The sequence below is a fragment of the Komagataeibacter saccharivorans genome (assembly GCF_004348195.1).
Lineage (GTDB): Bacteria > Pseudomonadota > Alphaproteobacteria > Acetobacterales > Acetobacteraceae > Komagataeibacter > Komagataeibacter saccharivorans.
Genome location: NZ_CP036404.1, coordinates 2295747 through 2317101, shown reverse-complemented (window position 1 = coordinate 2317101; position 21355 = coordinate 2295747). Strand labels below are relative to the sequence as shown.

At 50.2% G+C, this 21355-nt stretch carries 14 protein-coding genes and 4 pseudogenes; 4 read left to right on the top strand and 14 right to left on the bottom strand.

Annotated elements, in window-relative coordinates; genetic code table 11:
• Positions 1-5: 5 nt before the first annotated feature.
• Positions 6-845 (bottom strand): annotated as a pseudogene (locus KSAC_RS10635) (IS5 family transposase).
• A 200-nt stretch (positions 846-1045) separates the two neighbouring features.
• Between KSAC_RS10635 and KSAC_RS10630 the strand changes: the two are divergent.
• Both KSAC_RS10630 and KSAC_RS10625 read left to right on the top strand, forming a co-directional pair.
• On the top strand, positions 1046-1858 hold the full coding sequence (locus tag KSAC_RS10630; RefSeq protein WP_132303502.1) for an IS5 family transposase: 813 nt from the start codon (positions 1046-1048) through the stop codon (positions 1856-1858).
• Positions 1855-2524, top strand: a pseudogene (locus tag KSAC_RS10625) (transposase); the annotation flags it as partial. The gene KSAC_RS10630 and the pseudogene KSAC_RS10625, both read left to right, overlap by 4 nt.
• 33 nt (positions 2525-2557) lie before the next feature.
• On the opposite strand, the gene KSAC_RS10620 reads toward KSAC_RS10625, so the two are convergent.
• The 10 genes from KSAC_RS10620 to KSAC_RS10575 form a co-directional block, all read right to left on the bottom strand.
• Positions 2558-3694, bottom strand: a complete 1137-nt coding sequence (locus tag KSAC_RS10620; RefSeq protein WP_132305359.1) for a WavE lipopolysaccharide synthesis family protein — start codon at positions 3692-3694, stop codon at positions 2558-2560.
• A 56-nt stretch (positions 3695-3750) separates the two neighbouring features.
• Positions 3751-4500, bottom strand: coding sequence for a glycosyltransferase family protein (locus KSAC_RS10615; RefSeq protein WP_102325126.1), 750 nt, complete (start codon positions 4498-4500; stop codon positions 3751-3753).
• Positions 4497-6116 carry a phosphotransferase gene (locus KSAC_RS10610; protein ID WP_132305357.1) on the bottom strand — a complete coding sequence of 540 codons (1620 nt, stop codon included), beginning with the start codon at positions 6114-6116 and terminating at the stop codon, positions 4497-4499. Before KSAC_RS10610 ends, KSAC_RS10615 begins: the two co-directional genes overlap by 4 nt.
• Complete coding sequence (locus KSAC_RS10605; protein ID WP_132305355.1) at positions 6116-6517, bottom strand: HAD-IIIC family phosphatase; 402 nt, start codon at positions 6515-6517, stop codon at positions 6116-6118. The genes KSAC_RS10610 and KSAC_RS10605 overlap by 1 nt, the downstream gene beginning before the upstream one ends.
• Before the next feature lie 714 nt (positions 6518-7231).
• Positions 7232-7879, bottom strand: coding sequence for an ABC transporter ATP-binding protein (locus KSAC_RS10600; protein WP_110548335.1), 648 nt, complete (start codon positions 7877-7879; stop codon positions 7232-7234).
• A gap of 85 nt (positions 7880-7964) precedes the next feature.
• Positions 7965-9134, bottom strand: coding sequence for a capsule biosynthesis protein (locus tag KSAC_RS10595; RefSeq protein ID WP_110548336.1), 1170 nt, complete (start codon positions 9132-9134; stop codon positions 7965-7967).
• Positions 9135-9258: 124 nt separating this feature from the next.
• Positions 9259-10422, bottom strand: a complete 1164-nt coding sequence (locus KSAC_RS10590; RefSeq protein WP_243705199.1) for a polysaccharide biosynthesis/export family protein — start codon at positions 10420-10422, stop codon at positions 9259-9261.
• A gap of 612 nt (positions 10423-11034) precedes the next feature.
• Positions 11035-12255: a glycosyltransferase family 4 protein gene (locus KSAC_RS10585; protein ID WP_243705198.1), complete on the bottom strand. Its 1221-nt coding sequence runs from the start codon at positions 12253-12255 to the stop codon at positions 11035-11037.
• Between the two features lie 17 nt (positions 12256-12272).
• The gene (locus tag KSAC_RS10580) at positions 12273-13562 is read right to left on the bottom strand and encodes a capsule biosynthesis protein (RefSeq protein ID WP_132306235.1); all 1290 of its coding nucleotides are present in this window, start codon (positions 13560-13562) and stop codon (positions 12273-12275) included.
• 55 nt (positions 13563-13617) lie between these two features.
• Positions 13618-15051, bottom strand: coding sequence for a capsular polysaccharide export protein, LipB/KpsS family (locus KSAC_RS10575; RefSeq protein ID WP_243705197.1), 1434 nt, complete (start codon positions 15049-15051; stop codon positions 13618-13620).
• Positions 15052-15783: 732 nt separating this feature from the next.
• On the opposite strand from KSAC_RS10575, the gene KSAC_RS10570 reads away from it, so the two are divergent.
• Together KSAC_RS10570 and KSAC_RS10565 are read left to right on the top strand one after the other, a co-directional pair.
• The gene (locus KSAC_RS10570; RefSeq protein ID WP_165927314.1) at positions 15784-17097 is read left to right on the top strand and encodes an LTA synthase family protein; all 1314 of its coding nucleotides are present in this window, start codon (positions 15784-15786) and stop codon (positions 17095-17097) included.
• Between the two features lie 505 nt (positions 17098-17602).
• Positions 17603-18214: a sterol desaturase family protein gene (locus KSAC_RS10565; RefSeq protein ID WP_110548340.1), complete on the top strand. Its 612-nt coding sequence runs from the start codon at positions 17603-17605 to the stop codon at positions 18212-18214.
• A gap of 287 nt (positions 18215-18501) precedes the next feature.
• On the opposite strand, the pseudogene KSAC_RS17835 reads toward KSAC_RS10565, so the two are convergent.
• The 3 genes and pseudogenes from KSAC_RS17835 to KSAC_RS10555 form a co-directional block, all read right to left on the bottom strand.
• A pseudogene (locus KSAC_RS17835) lies at positions 18502-18936 on the bottom strand (integrase core domain-containing protein); the annotation flags it as partial.
• Between the two features lie 81 nt (positions 18937-19017).
• Positions 19018-19248: pseudogene (locus KSAC_RS17830) on the bottom strand (transposase); the annotation flags it as partial.
• A gap of 484 nt (positions 19249-19732) precedes the next feature.
• Positions 19733-21181 carry a WavE lipopolysaccharide synthesis family protein gene (locus KSAC_RS10555; protein ID WP_132305349.1) on the bottom strand — a complete coding sequence of 483 codons (1449 nt, stop codon included), beginning with the start codon at positions 21179-21181 and terminating at the stop codon, positions 19733-19735.
• Positions 21182-21355 lie beyond the last annotated feature (174 nt).

Sequence of the window (21355 nt, the reverse complement as noted above, 5' to 3'; positions counted from 1 at the left end):
CCACCTTACAACCTCACCCCTTCACAGGGTACCCCAACCCGACAGGCTGCTAAGAGCCTGAAACAGAAAGCAGTGTGATTGATTTTCCGCAGAACTCTGCGAATATGGGCAATCATCAACCACGCATGGGATGACGAGATTATTGCCTCGACATCCTTCGTGAGGCGGCGGCAGCGTCCGAGCCATGCAAAGCTGCGCTCCACGATTCAGCGTTTGGGCAGGACGACGAAGCCTTCGGCCCAATCGCTACGTTTGACGATTTCGATCGTCCATCGGCCGAGTTCAGCCAACGCACCACGCAACTTCTCGCCAGCATATTCCCCGTCACCGATCAGATGGCGGAGCTAGGGAAACAATGAGCGTATCCTGACCGCTACCAGCGGCGCGCCATCACGATCCTGAACGTCGGCAGGATGTACGACAGCAGCCACGACATGACCCGGCGTGTCGATCGCGATATGCCGCTTGCGGCCCCTGATCTTCTTGCCCGCGTCATAACCGCGTGGGCCGCCATTTTCAGCAGTTTTAACCGACTGGCTGTCGATAATGCCCACCGAAAGCGTGGCGTCTCGCCCATCCTGCCCACGCGACAAGATCACGAGCATATGGTTCATGGTTTCCCATCGTCCCTCGCGGATCCAACGGTAGAAATAGCCCTGTACGGTCGTGACGATATGGAGGATCGCCTCCACGACCCGGCGCAAATCCGTACATCGTAGTCTGCCCAGTCGTTTCTTCTCGGGCATCAGCGGCGCAACCAGCGCCCACTCCGCATCGCGAAGGTCGCTTGCATATTCCAAGTCGTCCCTTTGATACTGCGCGCGGGTGATTTCAGTCCAAACCATCTTGATCTCATCAGGTTCTCGCAAACCCATGAAACATAACCGGCTGAAATCACTCAACTCATTTTCGATCAGACACTCAGAGCCTGTTTGGACAATCGGCAAGATATGATTCAAGCTCTGGCTGTGGGCGCCAGAACAGAGGGGCCGGATGGCTAGAGGGTGTTATGTACTTTTTTGTGTAATTGTTGCAGAATATGTGGATGAATACTGCTCGCAAACCGTATCCGTCTGATATCAGTGACGAAGAGTGGTCTCTGATTGTTCCCTATCTCCTTCTGATGAAAGAGGATGCAGAGCAGCGACATCATGATCTGAGAGAGTTGTTCAACGGCCTGCGGTATGTGATCCGTTACGGTATAGCATGGCGCGCGATGCCGAACGATCTGCCACCGTGGACTGCGGTTTATCAGCAATCCCGGCGCTGGATGGACGCAGGATGTTTCGAGGTTGTCGTCCACGATCTCCGGGCCGTGCTGCGTCTGGCTGCAGGAAAGCAGGCCGAGCCGACAACGGCGATTATCGACAGCCGGACACTGCGCTCAACCCCTGAGAGTGGTTCACGCGCCGGGTATGATGGCGCGAAAAGAAAAAAGGGATCGAAGCTGCACATGGCGGTCGACACCCTAGGGCATCTTCTGGCCCTGCACGTCACCCCGGCAGACAGAGATGATCGGGCAGAAGTCGCTCCGCTCGCGCAAGCCATTCAGCAGGCAACAGACGGTAGCGTTGAACTGGCATGGGCTGATCAGGGCTATACCGGATCAAAACCGGCGAAAGCTGCCAGAGAGCAGGATATCACCCTCGAAATCGTCAGGCTGCCTCAGGCAAAGCGGGGTTTTGTGCTGCTGCCCCGACGATGGATCGTGGAGAGATCGTTCGCATGGGCGACACGGTGCAGAAGGCTCGTAAAAGACTACGAGCGCTGCGCCTCAACCCTCGCCGCAATGCACACCATCGCCTTCGCTGGCTTCATGCTCAGAAATGCCGCTCAACTGCTCGCCCAAAGTGCATAACACCCTCTAGGATCACCCGCAAGACGAAACGCTATCCGTCTGACATAACGGATGAGGAATGGGAGCGGATCGCACCTTTGATGCCCCTCCCCCGGACGGCGAGGAAGGCCGCGTTAAATTGAGTTCCGCGAGGTGATCAACGCGGTGCGCCATCTGGTGCGTTCAGGCAGTGGCTGGCGGATGCTGCCGATCCATTTCGGGCACGGGTGGACTGTTCACGGCTGGTTTCGCGAACAGGCCCAACGCTTCCTGTTCCAGAGCATCAAGGTGTCTCACGCCCAAACAGGAGGTTACGACGCCGGTAAGAAGGTCGTCGGCCGCAAGCGCCACATTGCCGTCGATATGGACGGACGCCTGTTGATGATCAATCTTGCTTCTGCCGGTATCTCGGATAGTGCAGGTGCCCAGATGATCTGGCCCTAGATAAAGCACCTGTTCGCCGATGGCGCCTGCGATCGGCTCAAGCTCATGGACAAGGAAATTTATTTCGACTTCGTCCTTCAGATCATCCACCATCGCAAGAGTGCCCGAGCGTTTGGGGTGCTGCCGCGCTGATGGGTCGTGGAGCAAACCTTCAGCTGGATGACCAGATGGCGGCGCCTAGTCCGGAATTACGAGCGTCGCACCGACGTATCAAAGGCCATGATTCTCGTCGCCATGAGGGCCGAAACGCTCATCCATAGATTTTCTAAACTGGCTCTAACTACTTCTGTACCAAGCAAGAAAGCGGTTAACCTTTTTAATAAAACGCCTAAACAGAGCTGTTCTGCGATCATGCGCCCAAAACATTCTGTCATTTGATATTTTTGTTTGTTTTGAAAAAACTTTATCAATATTACTTTGTGGATCTTCTATAATTTCATCTAAAATAGCCTGTGACATACATTCGATCCGTGTATGCTTGCTCATTTTCCTTACAATATGCTGATATTTTTTTATATAAGCATTCATATCTCTTAAATTGGCTACAATGAAATTATCTGCCATAATGTACAAAGACTCTTTCACGAATTTTGTATCATTATGATAATCAAGTTTTAAATGCGGAAATGATTTTTTGAAATAAGGAAAATGGATATACTGTTCACAAGCCAGCCTGATAAGAAATCTCTTTTCCAGTAGGTTTGTATTTTTTAAAAAATTATTGCTCTGATAGTAAACACTATCTGGAAAAGAGATTTTCCTTACACATTCCCATAAATCTTTTATGTCTTTGCTTAACCCAAAATGGAACCAGTCACTATAATGGAACGGCATTTTATATAGTGTTATGGGGTTTATCGTAAAAGTTTCTGATATAAGAACTTTTTGAGAGAAAACTCCATATTTCCCTCGTGGTCTAAATAGATTATTTTTATATATTTCTATAAATTTTTTACTTGTGAAGCATAAGTCACTTCTGATTCGAAGCGTGTATTTTCTGGAAACGCATTCCAGACCTTTCCTTGCAGACTCTATCTGTAGGTTTATATTATTTAAAGAATTGGTATCATTTTTTATTGGCGGAAGTGGTATTTCATCACGAGATTTTACAATGATATCTGCACAATCAAACAAAACTTTTAGAGAATTTCTTTTAATTGTATCAAATTCAGCGACCGTCGTTACAAAATCATCTGGGAACAATCCAGAAATATGGTTCCCAGATTTCAGAAAATCACATGATGAAACTGAAAATATAATTTCTGCCTGCGAAAATAGCTGGCGCCAATGACGGCAGATCAGAGCACAGTCATTGAGGTTCGTCTTTAATAAAGGCCCCTGCATGACGATGGAAAGCTGTGCTCCATCCTCAGCAAGGCCCTCTAGCTCTTTAATAATAAATTCGGCAGACAAAAAAATCTCCAGACTCAAATATTAACGCATGTATTAAATTAACAAGCGTAGTCCATTCAGTTTGAAGCGAAGATGCTAGCTAATTTTTCGCCACCATCTGCAATCAGAGCTTCATATTCCGCAGGCACGCCACAGAATATAACGTCTTCCTTAGGAACAACGGTATATCCGATTTCTTTCCCTGCTTTGATCAGATGGTTATAGATCGGAGCTACATACAGTTCGTTCTTGCTTGGATTTTTCCGTTCTTCGTTCAAGGCCCAACGGAAAGCATCAACCTGGGCAAACTGATAAAGTCCTGTGCAGCAAAAGCGCGAAATCGGCTCTTTTTCAGTAGTGCGGATAACGCGATTCTGATCGCTGCCATCGGGTTCGACAAACGACCAGTTATCGCCTTCGCCTACGAAGGTTTCCAGATAACCATCTTTCTGGTGAAGCTGCGCAGGAAACGTAAAACCAGGGCGGAAAGTATCTATGTTAAAAATAGTCATGCCGTTGGGGCCCGCATCCGTGATACCATCAATGCCACGTTCAACGGTTTCCGCCTGCCCTGCCGTCATTTCGTCAAGGATAACGAGGCGTGCATTGGTCACTCCAAGGGCATCCAGACGCTGACGAACAAAATCTGGCGTATCAAAATCCCGGCGCATGACAAAAGTAAGGGTATCGTCCTGAGCGGCCTTGATGAATCCCATCACGGAATAATCAAAACAGGTATGCTTGCCAAGCGGTAGCATATACTTGGGCTTTGCATATCCGGCTTCACGAAAACGACGGCTCATCCCGACCATAGGAAAAATAATCACGCGCTTGTCTCCATCATCTCTTTCAGTCTGAATGCGTTGGCGAGTATCGCTTTCTGGCGCTTCTTGTTGGTTGTATGGAGTGGTAGCATGCTCAGGAACAGCAACGCTGTCATCGCGATGGCCGAACGGTCCATGCAGGCATATTTCCCCACACGCGTATTTTTATAGAGATTCAACAGATGTTCGCGCGCCGGGTCTGAGCCGAAACTCAGATCTAGGTCATAATCGGAAGATTGCAGATCAAACCTGTCTGCGATCAGGAAATCATAAAACCCGAATATGGAATGCCCAAGCTTGGAAATATCGTAGCGCGCATCCCCGAACATGGTAAGGGTGCCATTTGACAACATGCCCCGCGGGTCTACCACGTTGACGCGGTTTGAGCGGAAATTATAGAAAATATTTCCGAAGTGGAAATCACCATGCCACATGGTGATATCTTCCTGCGTGGTGGGCGGAATGGCCGCGATCAGTTCTTCACCAAGTGCCTGCAATGAAGGTGCAGCCTTGCCATTGTAACGCCATTCCTTTGTCAGGGAGATGTCGTTGTCCCGTGCAAAGGTTTCCAGTCGCTTACCTGTCTTTCCCTGGATCATATCGTTAAAGAAGATCGCAGGATAATTATCACCGATTTCAAAAGCCTTGGGCCGGATGGACTGCATTTTCCCAAGGAAATCCATGCAGTTGCCCAAGATCAGTTCCCATGTATGGCCAGGAAGTCGCCCAAAGCAGAAGAGTTCGGATATCAGGGGAAAATATAGATATTCCAGTTCATAGCTATACGTTTCCGCAAGGCCGGCATCAATGAAATGCGGCGTATAGGGACGTAGCTTGGGAGGCAGATTCCTGAACCATTCTGCTTCCGCAAAAATTTTACGTTCGGGAGTTCCCGTTTTGACTACCGAGCAGCCATCACTCACGATGCTGTTAAAGGACCGGGCCAGCAGTTCACGGCAACGGGACTGATGGTAGGTATAAAGATGGCCAAAATCCAGCCACGTTATGTCGTATATGGGCTCAAGCGTATTTTCCTGGGCATATTCATTCAGAACTTCAATGAAGCTCCGCTTGTGCACCAGGTTCGACTGGACAAGCCCCTTGAACGCATCGCCGTTATGGAAATTGAAGAAGCCAGCAACGATATCGGTGGTCCGTTCGCTGTCGCGCTGATACTCGTAGAAAACGCACTGACCATCTTTAACTTCAAACTCGCTCCACCGAGCAAGATGATGGGTACCGCCAGCGGCAAAACCATTTTGCGGCCAAGGCGACGCGCTTTCGATCAGCGTATCGCCAAATAGAACATATACAGAACTACCCTTCTCTACAGAAGCAAGTCCTTGCGACAGACTTTCCAAGATGGACGCCGTCGGCGGAACCCGTTCAATATGGATATTGGCAGCTTCAATACGCTCCATATCATAATGCGGCAGAGGATAATTATCAGGCAGCACAATAATGGGCTGCGCATTCAGAGCGACTGCCTGCTTCAACTGGTCTTCGTAAAGACGACGACCACCATTAGGAAGAAACGCAGGTGGAAGATTTCCAAATTCTGCAACCAGCTCCGGGCAGATATATGCCCCGCTCAGAATGATAAAGTAAGCGCTGCTCATTATATTTTCTCTTTATTGAGAAGTTCTGTAATCTGATCGTAGCTTAGATCACGAAATTCAGACGGACGAATCGCCTTGTCGTCCACATAAAACCCATCATTTCCACACCAGGGCTTACCAACGACGATTGCATCATAAGGCACTTTATGCCTCTCGAGCCATTCCGTGATAATGGGCAAAGTGTTCTTTATGATGGCCGAGACATCACCATTGTATGTCCGCATATTACGGCTTGTGTGGATGGTAATATGAAATCCGTTTTTCTTATATTCACATATTTTTTTTATAATATCTGGAATGGGGGCAGCTTGGCTATATTTTAAAGCAGGATCTTCGATCTGATCTTCATTTTCATACGGTGTGCAAATCGTATAATCCAAGTCAATTACAAGATTCTTCATCTTATCTCCTGCCAGCCCTACGTAACGCGCTATATGATGTGGTCGCCCATTATATCATCTCCATTCTGTTTGGAAATGTTATTGGTGTTTTAGTATCAGGTTGATGACGCCCGTGTTTCACGAAACGGGAAGAGAATTTCATAACCACACGCAGATTGTCCGAACGATAGACAATACAGCAGTCGCAAGCTTTGCATCCAAAACCGGTTAGGTCTTGATGTAACCTATTGAGGCGGCAATGAGAATGACGGAGAAGAAGGATGCGTCTATCTTCTCGCTATTGGGAGCGCGACAGCCCGCCATCCCTTGAACTCTTTGCCCATAAATTTCAAAGCAGATGCCGATGCTCATAAACCCATTTGGGACAGGCGACTACCGGATCTCTGCGCGGATATAGAATGCTTGGACGAAAGCCACGGCTCCAGCTGATAAACCGGTTGTATAAGGTCTTGTGCAGTTCATATGCTCCCGTATCATCTTCCGCCCATTACGAATCACATACATGGTCCCACTGCATGTGACGATCGTCCTCGCGCGGCCATACGCCTGCAAAAAACAACTCAATCCGTATCATCTGACTTTTTTATAGTAAAAAATAGGCTGCCCACAGGCTTGACCTTCTACAAACCTGTGAATTACCCACCGTGGAGCGTCTAAACAGTTAAACAAATCGGCCACGATTCTAAAATTATGGGAATTACTTTTATATTTTATTTATAAGGAATGATATAAATCGATACCATCCTGCACACTTGGGCATTCTATCATTTTTCGATTGTGAATGACTGCACTTTTATCACATATCTCTTTAATAAAGTTCATATCATGTGAGACAATAATAAGGGCACGATCGGCACGCTTGATAAAGAGTTCGTCCCGACAGCGTTCAAAAAAGCGAGCATCGCCCACCATGATGACTTCATCAATAAGATAGCAATCAAATTCAATAACTACAGAAAGAGCGAATGCCAACCGAGCCCGCATTCCTGAAGAATACGTCTTGACTGGATCCATTAATTGTTTCCCAAGTTCCGAGAAATCATCAACGTATTTACGGGTTTTTTTATAATCAAGATTATATATTCGACAAATAAATCGTAGATTATCCAGTCCACTTAAGCTTCCTTGGAAGGCACCTCCAAATGCAAGGGGCCAGGAAACTGACATATTGCGTTGAACCCGACCGGAAGTACTCAGTTCAACACCTCCAAGAATCTTAATGAGTGTTGACTTACCCGCGCCATTCCTTCCGAGAATTCCTAGCTTTTCTCCGCGCTCAACCTGGAAACTGACGTGATCAAGAATTCGCCTTGTCTGCCCGTCTACATGATAATCTTTAACAATATCAATACAACGCAACATGTCAGGATTTTTTCCTCAAAAAACTGAAAGGCAGAAGGCCTGCCTATTCAGCGAATATTCAGGACGAATCATAGATTACACATAATTACCGAAGGTGGCGTTCCTGTGCACCGGCAATAAGCAGACGACCCATAACAAAAAGTCCCAGACAGGAAAAAAAGACAATGACAAGCACAACGATATTGCGAGGATATTCGGGCCAATCAGCAGCATTTGGCTGAGCGACCTCATCAACGTAGATCATCTGCTGGTTTGCCTGCTGCTTAGCTCCTTCAAGCGATGCAACATTACTGAGCAAAATCCGCTGCTGGATGTCCCGTTGTACCATAAGGTCTTCATACCCGGTAATCTTGGGCACGAGGGATGTGTCGGACCCTGTAATCTCACTTCCTGATTTCTTGATCTGCTCAGACAGGACATCGGCCTGATGCTGGTAAGCAGATATCAAGGGACTATTGGGAGCAGCCTCGCGTAGCTGATTCAACTGCATCTGGGTAGATGTCAGCATATTCTGAAGACTGGTAACAAAACCAACCATGGGGCCAGATTGCCGCATGGGATCAATTAAAGCGACAACATTACGATATTCAGCCAGCTTCTGGTTAAGATCGCGCAGCTTGGATTCGGCTGTCTTCACTTCTGCGCTAGTTGCACGAATCAGGTTTTCCCTCTGACGTTGGTTAATATCGTTTACAAGGTTCTCGCCAGCGTCCAACAAAGCTCGGGCAATTTTTTGAGAATCCTCTGCACGGAAAGTGCGAACCGTCAGAATAGAAATATTCGTTTCCGAATCCTGTTCAACCAGGACATGTCTTTTGTAATAATTATAAAAATGCTCAAAGTTTCTTTGAAAAAGAAAAAATGGGTACCGCGCCAGAAAATCCGCCTCAGGGCGAGAATACACATCCAGCAATTTATTTTGCTTGATAAGCAGTTCAGCCGCATCACGTGATTGCATATAATCCTGAACTACATACGTATTTTCAGACGTGGAGCCGCTCCCCCCGCTACTGGATTGCAGAATACTGCTCAGGGATATACCCGACTGGGCTGAATGCCCACGCACTACGAAATGCGCTTCAGATATGTACTGCGGTGTTGCTATGAGCGATAAATAAAGGAATGTTATGAACGTTGGGCCCAGAACGAATATAACAAAGTATATATGCCCCCGAAACCAGTTTAATATCTTGGTCAGCAGGGAGTCCTCCTGATACTGATCTTCACCATCATGAGTGTGTATGTCGATATTCATGGAGCATCATTCCGGTCAAAAACGCAGGAGAGGATATTGGGCAGAGCTTTTCCAAGGATATGATCACCCATACAGGGCATTACATACATCCTCATAAAAACCTTATATTCCTGGCGCCTACTCATTATTTTGCTATCCAAGCCGCTGTAATGCCTGGCGAAACAAGAGTACTGATTAATCCGAAGAATTTATAAAATTTATTACTTGAAGAATTAGCGACGTACAGTAGATCCCGGTCACGCATCATGAATTTATCTGCCAGAAAATAATTACTAGGATTCATCATGTCGAGTTGATAGATAACTGGCCCAGTAGTTGCGTTTTCATCAATGGGCATGCCCAGATGACGCAAGACATCAGCACTTTCAAAACGGAACAGATAAACCGCGTTTGGGTCTGCCCGGGAATCTATTGGACCACCCACACGTGAGATGGCCTCGGCCATGGTCAGTGTCGGCGTTGAAAACTGGGTCTGGGTAACCTGTCCGCTCGCACCAAAAACCGTGTAGCTACGCGGCTGAAAGACAAGTTGCACCCGGTCGCCCGGCTGCATGACAATATTCTGCTGCGGGTCGTTTTCTATGGTTTTAAGGGGCAGTTCGGCAACCTGCTCATTGCGTATCAGCCTGACAGTGTAATCTTCATCCGATTGGGATGTATGATCTTCTCCGCCGGCGAGAGCGATAACATCCAGAATCCGCTCCTGATTCGGTGTCAGGGTTATACGGCTGGGATGCCTGACGCCCCCGTAAACCATAACTGAATTGGCAATATCAGAGACAATACGCACCACGACCTGCGGCGCCATTGATTTCTGCCTGAGCTTGGCTGCGATGGCCAGAGAGACATCATTGGTGGTCATTCCCGTAACATGGATCTGACCGGCAAAAGGAATTTCGATGTTGCCGCTTCCATCCACATTGACAGGTGGCAGACTGGAAGCGGTAGACGAAGTGGGCATCGCATTGGTGCCCCCTGCAGTAGATGCAGCCATCGTCGCGCTGCTGGGACTGAAAATCGCACTGCCGACTTCATATATGGATATTTGCAGGACATCCCCAGGGCCAACCGTATCATTACTGGCATGAGAGGCGCTCCCAGCAGTTTCGACGTCGAAACTGCTGAAAAGTGGAGGAGCCTTACTTTGTAGCAAAGCTACCAGTTCGGGGCTAATCTGAACGATGCCATAACCAAGGTTATTTTTTTTCGGGTCACGCTGCGAATGTTTAACCTGAGCTTCTGTTGGACCGCTGTCTGGCAGCGAATTGCATCCCGCCAGAAGCAACAATCCCCCCCCGATTGCGACAAGGCATCCTCTCTTCAGGGCAGGAGATTGTATTGGACCCAATTTTTTCAACAGACAGAAGATGGTCAATGGGACACCGCAGATAAAAGTTATGGTAGAGCCGATATCAGACCCGCAAGGCGCACCTACATGCCTACAGATATGAAAGCTGAGAATTGAAGGTCAGACCTTTTATCAGATTCTATTTAAACTGGCCATATGCACAGGGTAACCCCCTCAAAAAATGAATGGCTCCGGCTAAAGAATCTACTTACGATTCCGGTTCAGGCCATACGCTTTAAGACAGGAGATGCAGCGCGCTGTGAATGTGTGAGCGCAGCAATCCATATCGGGGTTGCAGGACGTTGGCAGTTCTTTAGCGTTCTGAACATATTTTTGATGTGATGGCTCCTGATTATGCAGATGCCAGTGGCAATCAGACCTTGATTGCCGGTTTTTTCGGCGGATACAGGCTGTGATACTCTGCCCTCCCGGCGGCTGCCAGATTTTGTTACTTTCCTGACTCTGATTCCCTACAATTTCTTCAGTTTTATCCAGAAAATCCGCCAGCAGTATATCGGTGCTCCCGATAAGCAGGGAATATCCGGACAGCCCTCAACCTGATATGTGATGTTCAGTCGCAATGGCGTCCGCAAAAGCAACGCCTTCGGCCGCGCGGACGGGCCAGTCGGCGAAACCGAGTGGTGCAATATCTGCGGGACCGGGTCTTTTCGGATGGCGGTCGGGCATATGGTCCATGATGGCTGTCTGCCATGCCGGTCCATTGGTGGGGTCCAGATAAAGTGCCACATCCCCCGCAACTTCCCTGAAAACGGGCAGGTCGCTGCATATGCAGGGAACACCCAGCATCAGGGCCTCAGCCAGAGGCAGGCCAAAACCCTCCGCAAAGGAGGGGAACAGCAGTCCCTGCGAACGGCGCATCAGGGCGACAACCTGTGGATCTGACAGGTCATTATGTTCGATAACATGACCCTGAAGGGCCGGACAGCGCTCCAGCATGTCGAGGACGTTTTCGTTTTCCCAGCCCCGACGTCCGACCAGTATCAGTTGCGGCGCGTGCTCCCCCAGTTCTTGAACCATGTTCCGCCACTGGTTGAGGAGCAGAAGATGGTTTTTCCGGGGTTCGATGGTGCCAAGGGAAACGAAGTAGGGCTGCTGGTCCTGCGATGTGCGGGGCATGGTTGCGGTCTCTTCGCGCATTGCATGCAGGTGCAGGCCGTGCGGAATGGTTTTTACCGTTATCTTCCGTCCCGACCGGGCGATGAAGGGAGCAAGGGAGGCTTCGACTGCCTTGGATGGCACAATGACACCGTCGGCCAGATCCGTAACGGTGGTGATGCGGCGCAGATGACGCTCTGGTTCGGCAGGTCGTGCGTATTCAGGAAATTCGATGGGAATCAGGTCGTGCACCATCGGTACGAATACGGCCCTGTGACGGCGCAGGAAGCGCGCAATGGAGTCAGGACGTGTCAGGTGATGATGGGATACCAGCAGGTATATGCCGCCCGGTTGCACTGCGGAGCCTGATGCCAGCGTCCTGACAAAGGTCAGGTGCCGGGCCGTCCATTTTGTGGTGCGGGGCGATACTTTTTCGCCGTTCCATACCGCTTCCATCTGATCGATGAATGCAATGACCTCATCGCGCTGCAGCAGCCCGATATGTCCCAGTGGGTGGATCGCGGTAAAAATGGTCCGCTCGGCTGCGTGGCGCAGCAGATAGCGGACATATTCCACCTCAACCCGATCGATACCTGTGGGTACGGGATTGCCGGCACGCGAAAGCAGCCGCGAAACATCCATAAAAATCTGTGGCATACGACCTGACAAAATATTCATACCCGGTCGTGGGTCACGACAGTAGGCTGGCTTGCGCGCGACGGTTTCCGGGTGGGAAGGTGGAGCCTGAAGTGCGGTGTGCCGCTGGCGACGGTTTCCGATGCGATCCGTTCGGGAGCCGGACTGCGGCTGATCCGCTCAAGCACGCCCTGTATCAGCTGTTTCAGGCCCTGTTCGGAGAAGAAGCCGCCGGGGATCAGGCAGCGGTCAATCAGCACCCGGCGGAAAGCATCATAGGTCGCCTTGTCGGGCGGTGTGGGAGATACCCAGAACGTATCCAGGTCGCACTGATCGGTTACGTCGGGAATGTTGTATACAGCCTGTCCCATCGCCAGCACCGGCACACCACAGGCAAGCGCCAGCGTGCCCGTTGTGCTGTTGATGGTGACGACACCCCGTGCTTTTTGCACCAGCAGGGCGATGTCGCCCGTCTCAATGTAGAAAACCCGGTCGCCTACCTTATGTTCGCGGGCGATATCATTGATCAGGCTGCGCCAGTCCCGCACGCCGTTATCAAGGGGATGTTCCTTGATCAGCAGGACGGTATCAGATGGTGCATGGGCCGCGAAGGAACTGATGACACGCCGGATCGCGGGTTCCATGCCCGCAAACGATGAATGGAGACGTACCTGTGCATCCGCATCAAGCTGCAACGGAAACAGCATGTAGGGGTGACCGCTATCGGTAATATGCTGCATGATTTCCTGTGTCAGGATTTCGGCAGCCTTGCGGTTACGCAGGCGCTTGAGCCAGCCGATCCCTTCGGTCCATGGATGCCAGGGACGGTAGTCATTCCATTTGTGGAAATACCACCGGGTCAGGATGTCAGCAGCATTATAGGCTACAGCTTCCAGTGCGCGCCTGCGGAAGGATGAGGGAACCGTATTGTGTACTGGTGCGGGTGGCAGACGGGCCGCCTCCGCCCTGTACCACGCAGGGTCACGCGGCAGGCTGGAATTGCCGTTTACCCCGTCCACTTCCAGCGTGACCCAGTCAGGGCGGATATAGCCTTCCTCGAATACATGGACCGGAATGTGGCGCTGGCCGCAGAATTCAATCGCGGCCTTATGCATCGGACGGCAATCCCCGAACAGCATGACGTCCGTAATCTGGTGGCGGTTGATCACGTCTTCCAGAAAGGCGGGCCAGTGCTGCCCGTCGCCTGTATAATCAATGCCATGGGGCAGGCGCCAGAATAGCTGGTCGCCCCCATTGAAATTGATCTTGTAAACCTCATGCCCGCTTTTACGCAGCGCGATCCCGACCATGCGGAAGAAAGGCCCCATCAGTCCCTGAAGCAGAAGAAACCGCCTGGGTGATGTCTCTTTCCTGACGAAAGGATCATGCATCAGGGTTTGCCCTTTTTGTATTTTGTTTCTCACCTGCAACAGGGGTAACCCGTTCCGTTTTCATCTGGCCAAGCCTGCGCCTGACCCGCCCCTGTATTTCGCGCGCGCGCATTAGTAAAGTGGGACGCCACAGCCGTGCATCCTGGATTCTGTCAATAAGCATTTCAGGTTCGCACGGCAGGCGGGTTAGCGGGTCAATATATGACGGATAAAGGAGTAGTGTGCCCGCGACAAGTTCTTCCAGCGTAAGGCTGCGATGCCGACGCGTATGGGGAACCGGCCCCAGATCTGTGGTAAGTCCCCATCCGGCATAAAATGGCGCGCCATAAGTAACGACCTGCACCCCGCGCAGCAGGGCCTCGAACCCGGCGAGGGATGTCAGCGTATGAACCGCATCCACCTTCGACAGAAGGGAGATGACGGAGCCGCCGCGACTGATCTGGTCAGCATATTGCCTTACTTCCGCGTCATTCAATGCCCCCGCGCGATGCCCTGCATTCACGTCAGGGTGAGGTCTGTAAATGACGACAGCGTCCGGATTCCGGGCACGGACGGCGCGAAGCAGATCCATATTGCTGGTAATGGTCCCTCCACCCAGCAGGACCGACATATCATCACTGACTTGACCGGGCACCAGAATGACGGGACGCCTGCCGGCGGGCGCATCCGCCCGTTCGGGTAATGCTCCATCCGTATCGACACCGTATTTGGAAATGCCGCCTGCGACCACCAGGTCGATCAGTTTCCGTGCCCGTTCACGCAGCGTGTCGTCGAAGGGGTGGGTTGCCAGTATATGCTCAAGATCGCTGGGGCGGGACGGATCGTAATAAATTCCCCGCCGGTCGAGAAAAATGGAACACGGTACCTGTAATCCACTGCCCAGACCAACGGACCGTATGAACCCGTCTTCCACCCGCCAGATTTCCAGCCCGGCAGTACGGGCTGCTGCTTCCAGCCCCTGCGGAATGCGCGTGGCCCACACGGCGACACCCTGTGCATCGTGGCCGAACCGGGAACGCTTAATGCGCCGAAGCGCACTGGGATAACGGATGAAGGGTGGTGAACCGGGGGCTGTAGCCAGGAATTCGGCAATCCTGCGCCGTTTCCACAGGGACATGCCCGCGCAGGCCGCGACCTGTCGGTTGGACAGGATCGTGCGATGCCATAGCGTAAGGATTGCGATGGCCTCGCGGCATCCGATCGGCTTTCCGGTATAGGGGTCTATATACCGCGTGCCCCGGATCAGGCGGAGGCAGGCATCTGATCGTGTCCAGACGGTGGGGAGAGCGCCGGTTTCCCTATGTACGAGAACCGGCAGGCCACGCATGGCGGCCAGATCGGCCAGATCATGCGGCCCCGTGCAATGCACTTCGCGCGCGCCATCCAGCAGGGCATGCGGATCGACCTGCGCATCTGTGACGGCCACGCCGTGGCGTCGTGCAATCCTTACGGCTGAGCCGTGGGGATGACGGACAACCAGCAGTAGACTCTCAGATGGATAGTGCCGTAGCGCCCATGACAGAAGGCGGGAGGCCAGCTTCTGGTCCGCTGCGGGAAGATGGCCATCGCATATCACGATGGGCCGCGTTACATGCGGCGCTGGACCCCAGAATGTCCCACCAATACGTCCGCTTACGATCAGATTTGCAGTATCTTCATCGTCGGGAGCAAGTGTAGCGGTACGGTCTGCGGGATGACAGGAAGAACGGCTGACAGAAAGGGAAGGCATACCCCTGCGCATTGGGGGGGACCGTAAGAGGGGGGGCATAATTCAATTTCTCATTATTCTTGTTTCATCAGTCCGTGTATCTGTCTTCCTGATTGTCAATATTATGGCGATGCGGCATCTGGGGTGCCAGCATCAGCCGACACGTTATATATTCAGAAAATCAAAAGAGAAGGGTCATTGTGCCGTATCCACTGTTTATGTCCTTTCATGCCGGGTAAGCGAAGTGCGGCGGGCTGGATGGTATGGGGCATGTTCTGCCTGTAGGATGGGTTGGAAAAGCAGGTTGGAATGAACATCGCATCAAACTTTGGATTTCCTGTGGCAGTTTTCGGGACGGCGTTTTTTATAACCTTCCTGACAGAACGCCTGACGCGGCCATCTGTTCAGGTGGGGTGGTCATATCCCCGCTTTGTCATCCATGGTCTGATCATGGGGCAGATCTATGGCCTGTGTGCCTTTCTTTCCGGCTCGGCGTGGCTGTCGGGCTGCGTCATGGTGCTGCTGGCTGTGGTGGGGGTTGTGGCCTCCAACATAAAATGGTCGCTTCTGGGTGAGCCGCTGCTGTTCAGCGATGTGGTTGTTGCGCAAAGTTTCCTGCGCAATCCGAAATTTTATCTGTTTTCCATTCCTCCGCTCGCGCGGGTGGCGGTGGTTGCAATCGTGCTGATTGTTCCCGCCTTATTTATTTATGTCTCCGTTGAGGGGCTGCGACCGGGCACGCGAATCGCCGGGCTGTGCATGGTGGTCGCGGCATCCCTTGGGCTGCGGCTCGTGCCCGTGTCACGCTGGGCACCGGTGCCGGATATCAGTAAGGATATTGGCCGTCTGGGGCTGATCGGTTCGCTTTATCTTTACTGGCGTCGCTGGCAGGCGGAGCCTGAGGGTGTTCCACCGCCGCCGGTGCCATCCACGGCCAAACCCGCGCGGGATGTGGTAGTGGTGGTGCAGTGTGAATCCTTTGCTGACCCTTACACCCTTGGCCTGAGCGAAACTGTCCTGCCGATCATGAGTGGCCTGCTGAGTGCACAGGCGACTGCATCCGCATGGGGCGCACTACAGGTCAGTGGTTTTGGTGCTTATACAATGCGCACGGAATACGGCGTGCTGTTTGGACGCACGGAAGCACAGCTCGGTTTCCGTTATTTCGACCCGTTTCTGACAGCTGCGCGGGAGAAGGAATTCGCACTGCCATACCGACTGGGTGCGGCAGGATACCGCAGCGTGTTCGTCCATCCGCACGATCTGGGGTTTTACGGTCGGGACCGCCTTATGCCCGCCATCGGTTTCGAGCGCCTGATCGGCGATGATGCCTTTGCTCATGCTGAGTCCGCCAGTATGCCCTACACGCAGGACTGTGATGTTGCGGATGCGATCCTTCGGCTGGTCGATGCGGAGGGAGCGGAACCCCTGTTCGTATATGCCGTGACCATGGAAAATCACGGTCCCTGGCCAAACGGGAAAGGCGAGGGTGTGACCCATTACCTGCGCCATTTACAGGGCAGCGATCAGATGCTGGCCGCGCTGGTTAAGGGGTTTCAGGAGCGGGACTGTAAGGCCACGCTGGTATTTTTTGGGGATCATCGCCCGTCCATCCCCGGTTCGGTTGTTCCCGGCGGGGCGCGGCATACGCCTTTCGTTGTCGTGGATTTTCCTCTTTCCGGCCATAAAAACGCTTTATCCGCACAGAACATTTCTCCTGCAGGCCTTCATGATCTGATCGAAGCCCGCGCACTGGAACGATGACTGTATGGGGACGCAGAAAGCTGTAACTGACATCCCCCGCGTCACATTCTTGATCCCCGCGATCAGAAGCCTTCGAGGAGGAAAGGTCATGGAGCATAGGCGTGATGAGGAAAAGGCGGCAGGCCGATATCGTCTACCGATATGCAGTTCTGCAATCCCCCATGCACATGATGATACCGACCCGTCCCGGCTTCTATTGCGGGTATCAACCCACACGGGTAAGGAATGCCCGGAGAGAGCGGGGCGCAATCCCTAAACGGCCTCAGGACGGTAGAAACATGACGGGATTGGAAGGAAGTGCGGCTACAATGCAACTCTGCGCACCTGTCTGCGTCCCGTTAAGATGATGGCGGTTTTTTCCAGCCAGTCCCCCGGACAGGAATGGTATGTCCTTCCCCAAAGGGTTAAAGAAAGCATGGTATTGATACGGTATGCATTAATATCCCGGCTTGTAGAGTTTTGTTAATGCGTCTAAAATAAAAGACTGAAAACGGAAAATGGGAATATGAAGCGCCCGTCCCGATCACATAATGAGGCTCCCGTTCGTCTGTTTCAGAACGAGATTCTTGAGCGTCTGACGCAAATTTCTTTCCGGACCTTCGTATTGGTCTGGAGTGCGCTGTTGCTTGTCCTGCTCATTGTAGGGGGAAAGGCCAGCCATTCCTATGGCGCGTTCCTGCTGGCGACCGGCAGTGGTTTTGCCGTGTGGTTCGTGGTCGAATATTTCACCCACCGTTTTCTTTTCCACCTGCAGCTTCGTTCCCGTATTGGACAGGCGCTGATCTTCATGCTGCATGGCAACCACCATGTTCAGCCGAATCACCCGCTGCGCAACCTCATGCCGCTGGGGCTGTCCATCCCGCTGGCCGGTTTGCTGTGGGCAGGCGGGGTCATGATCGGCGGGATGGGTAACGGTGGGTGCTTTGTTGCTGGCTTTATCATGGGATATGTCATTTATGACGTAGTGCATTATGCCTGCCATCAGTTTCCCATGCGGCTGCCGGTCCTGCGTTCCATAAAGAAACATCACGTTCAGCATCATTATGTTGCGCCAGAATCAAATTTTGCGATTACGGCTATTTTTCTGGACCGTGTGTTCAGAACCAAAATACATTGAGTATATTTTAAGAATTTATTAATGCCTGCATAACAGAAACCTTTAGGGTTCGCCAAAAATTTTGAAAATCCCAAGCGATTTAAAATAGCCGTCCAATCGTTCTTCAGGCATTCCCTTCCAATTGACGCGGCTTAGGTCTGGACTCATTCTTTAAAATAGAAGATACAGTTTGCCGCAATGCAAATTGCGAACATGGAATGCATGAGCGCATCGTCCGTATACGGTTGCTATGCGTCGCCTGTCTTTTAGTTTTCTAGACATTGACGTGCCCCCTTTTTTGTATCCATTCAAAAGGAGAGTTCCCGTTTTTTATGGCTTTGGGTTGATGGGATGACAAGTGTCTCGGGTGCATGCCCCCGAGACACTTGTCTGGCGACCTGATCCGGTGTCCTGCCACCCAGCTGGGAATGGGGGCGCACCGTATTGTAGTCTTCCCGCCAGTCAGCCAGAACCTGTCGGGCATGGCTGAGAGACGTGAACAGCGTCTCGTTGAGGCATTCATCCCTCAACCGGCCGTTGAAACTTTCGACAAAGCCGTTCTGTTGCGGTTTCCCGGGGGCGATATAGTGCCATTCAACCTTCATCTCATCGGCCCATTTCAGGATGGCATGGGATGTGAACTCCGTACCGTTGTCGCTGACAATCATGAAGGGTTTGCCATATCGTTCCACCAGGACCGTCAGTTCCCGCGCCACACGTCCACCTGATAATGACGTGTCGGCATCGATTTTCGTGCCGTCGATCGATACGACACCCAGACGCAGCAGACCTGTCTCGCGCGTCAGAAGCAGGACCTGCGCAAATGCAGCTTCAATGGCTGTCCGGTTCGTCCGGCGGAAGGTCGCAATCGTATCATGATCCGGATGCAGGTTCGCCGCCACGAAGCGCACACCGATGTCGCGATATGTCGCCCTCTCGATCCGGCGTGAGGAAAACAACCCGTTCGCGTAACTGAAGATCAGAAGGGCCAACATCAGGCGCGGATGATACTGCGCCTTGCCTCCCGTGCGCACTGGCACGCAGAACGCATTCATCGGAACCCGCTCAACGGCTGCGACAATGAAATGCGCCATATCATCAGCCGGAAGCCACGACTTCAGATCAGGTGGCAGAAGATACGGCTGAGACCGGTCAAACGGGATGAAGCTGCTCATCTCACCACCTTACAACCTCACCCCTTCACAGGGCACCCCAACCCGACAGGCTGTTAGGGGAATCATACACCTTTGGCAGATCTTTTCATTTAAGCCCGTTACGGATCACACGGATAATCATCCATCCGCAGCAGTTCATGCGCCAGAGGGGAAAACAACCCGATCTCTACCATCTGACTTTCAGATAACAGAAACAAGGTGTTCACAGGCTTGCCTCCACGCAAACCTATGAACCATCAGTCACAGCCCCATTCAATAAATTAACGGGCCCTAATCCTAAGTCAGAACTTCAACCAAAAACGTAGATAATTCTTGATAAAAATCGGAGCAACTCCGATATTCAATTAATGAATAAGATATATACCTAAATTTTTAGAAGTTTATTAATAAGTGGGAAATTGTTTTTTGCCTTATTTTCTACTTTTGATAGCAAAATATAATCAATTGAAAGATCTACTTTAGAAAATGTCTCGATAACAATCTCAAATTCGATAAGATTTTCATACGTATTCTCAAATTCAAAATCCAAATAAACTAATTCATGGCTATAATTTTCAACCTTATCAAAATTATATTCTCTCGATCCAAGAACTATTTTTCCCTCCTCTCCTGTGGCAGATATTTTTATTGTGCATTGTTCATCTTCTGGATACAAAGCAGACAAAGAAACACGTGCAGCATAGGAACCCTGTCCTAGCGTAATGTAGGGGCCGAAGCACGCAACACCTGGCGGCGCATCATAAGGGATAACAATGCTTTTCCCAAAATGAAAACCTGTTTTCGTATGGAGTTGCTCCGTGCCTATTTTCAGTGGGAATATAACAGGAGCGTACTGACGGATTTTATCACGAGGAACATGAAGAAATTCAGCTGGGTTTACATTTCTATGAGTGGACAAATATTCCCACGCACGCTGCATGATTCTTGTGTTATTATCGCCATATGAATTGAATCCATTTAGGTATTTTGGATAATATACATTTAGATAATAAATATCAGAAATAATAAAATTATCTAATAATACCTGTATGGATTCCATAATAGAGCGATCATCGTTATGGTAATCAAGCTTGAATTTATTAAATTTTTTAGAAAAAAAGCTAAAATATACATACTGCTCTATAGCAGTCCGTGAATTGAAATTTCGTTCTTTTTCCTTACTTCCTGGCATATAATAATTAGTACTGTAGTACGTCATAAAATCCAATGTAACCAAAGGTACATCCCATATGGGACGGATATCAACCAACTTGCCGAAGTTAAACCAATCGCTATAATGAAATGGCAACCTACCTCCGGCAAAGGGATTAAGCGTGTACAGTGAAGAAATCATAACAGGAGACGAGAAAACTGTATATTTCCCCTTCCTATAGTAATTTTCAGATAATTTAATATATTCTTCTACAATAGATCTATCTTTGAAGAGCAAATCATTCCTAGTTCTCAGAACGAACTCTCTTGATGCCAATGCCAACCCATTGCGGGCAGATTCAATCATATGATTGGCATGACAGTTAGGTGCCCCCCGAAAAACAGGAGGAAGAGGCTGAGCCATATAGGAATAAGCTATTTTGTCGGCATATTTATTAACAATATGACAAAAACTTACCATATTTTTCTTAAACGAAAATACAGACTTCTCATTAGAAAGATCGAAATCTATAAAATCCGAACTGGATATAGAAAATATTATTTCTGATTCTTCAAATGTTTTTCTATAATTAATAAGTATATTTGCAACATCGGCTGCATCTTTCTCGAAACATCCACCATGTATAACAATACTTATTGATTTATTATCTATTTTCATCATATTTATGCCAAATAAAGTTTATATATGTTGTTTTTTATATCATAATATCGAATTCATGTGAAATGATTTTTTCATATTAGGTCACAAAAAAACATGAAAAGAAAATCATATTCTGTTTACATAAAGTATTTTATAATAATTACTGCAGAATATACTCAATAAATAAATCATATG

Excerpts from the sequence above, each read along its gene's own strand:
- KSAC_RS10610 (WP_132305357.1), bottom strand. The coding sequence starts at position 6,116 with ATGAGCAGCGCTTACTTTATCATTCTGAGCGGGGCATATATCTGCCCG.
- KSAC_RS10595 (WP_110548336.1), bottom strand. The coding sequence starts at position 9,134 with ATGAATATCGACATACACACTCATGATGGTGAAGATCAGTATCAGGAG.
- KSAC_RS10565 (WP_110548340.1), top strand. The coding sequence starts at position 17,603 with ATGAAGCGCCCGTCCCGATCACATAATGAGGCTCCCGTTCGTCTGTTT.
- KSAC_RS10600 (WP_110548335.1), bottom strand. The coding sequence starts at position 7,879 with ATGTTGCGTTGTATTGATATTGTTAAAGATTATCATGTAGACGGGCAG.
- KSAC_RS10555 (WP_132305349.1), bottom strand. The coding sequence starts at position 21,181 with ATGATGAAAATAGATAATAAATCAATAAGTATTGTTATACATGGTGGA.
- KSAC_RS10605 (WP_132305355.1), bottom strand. The coding sequence starts at position 6,517 with ATGAAGAATCTTGTAATTGACTTGGATTATACGATTTGCACACCGTAT.
- KSAC_RS10585 (WP_243705198.1), bottom strand. The coding sequence starts at position 12,255 with ATGCCACAGATTTTTATGGATGTTTCGCGGCTGCTTTCGCGTGCCGGC.
- KSAC_RS10570 (WP_165927314.1), top strand. The coding sequence starts at position 15,784 with ATGGGGCAGATCTATGGCCTGTGTGCCTTTCTTTCCGGCTCGGCGTGG.
- KSAC_RS10630 (WP_132303502.1), top strand. The coding sequence starts at position 1,046 with ATGAATACTGCTCGCAAACCGTATCCGTCTGATATCAGTGACGAAGAG.
- KSAC_RS10580 (WP_132306235.1), bottom strand. The coding sequence starts at position 13,562 with ATGGGGCCTTTCTTCCGCATGGTCGGGATCGCGCTGCGTAAAAGCGGG.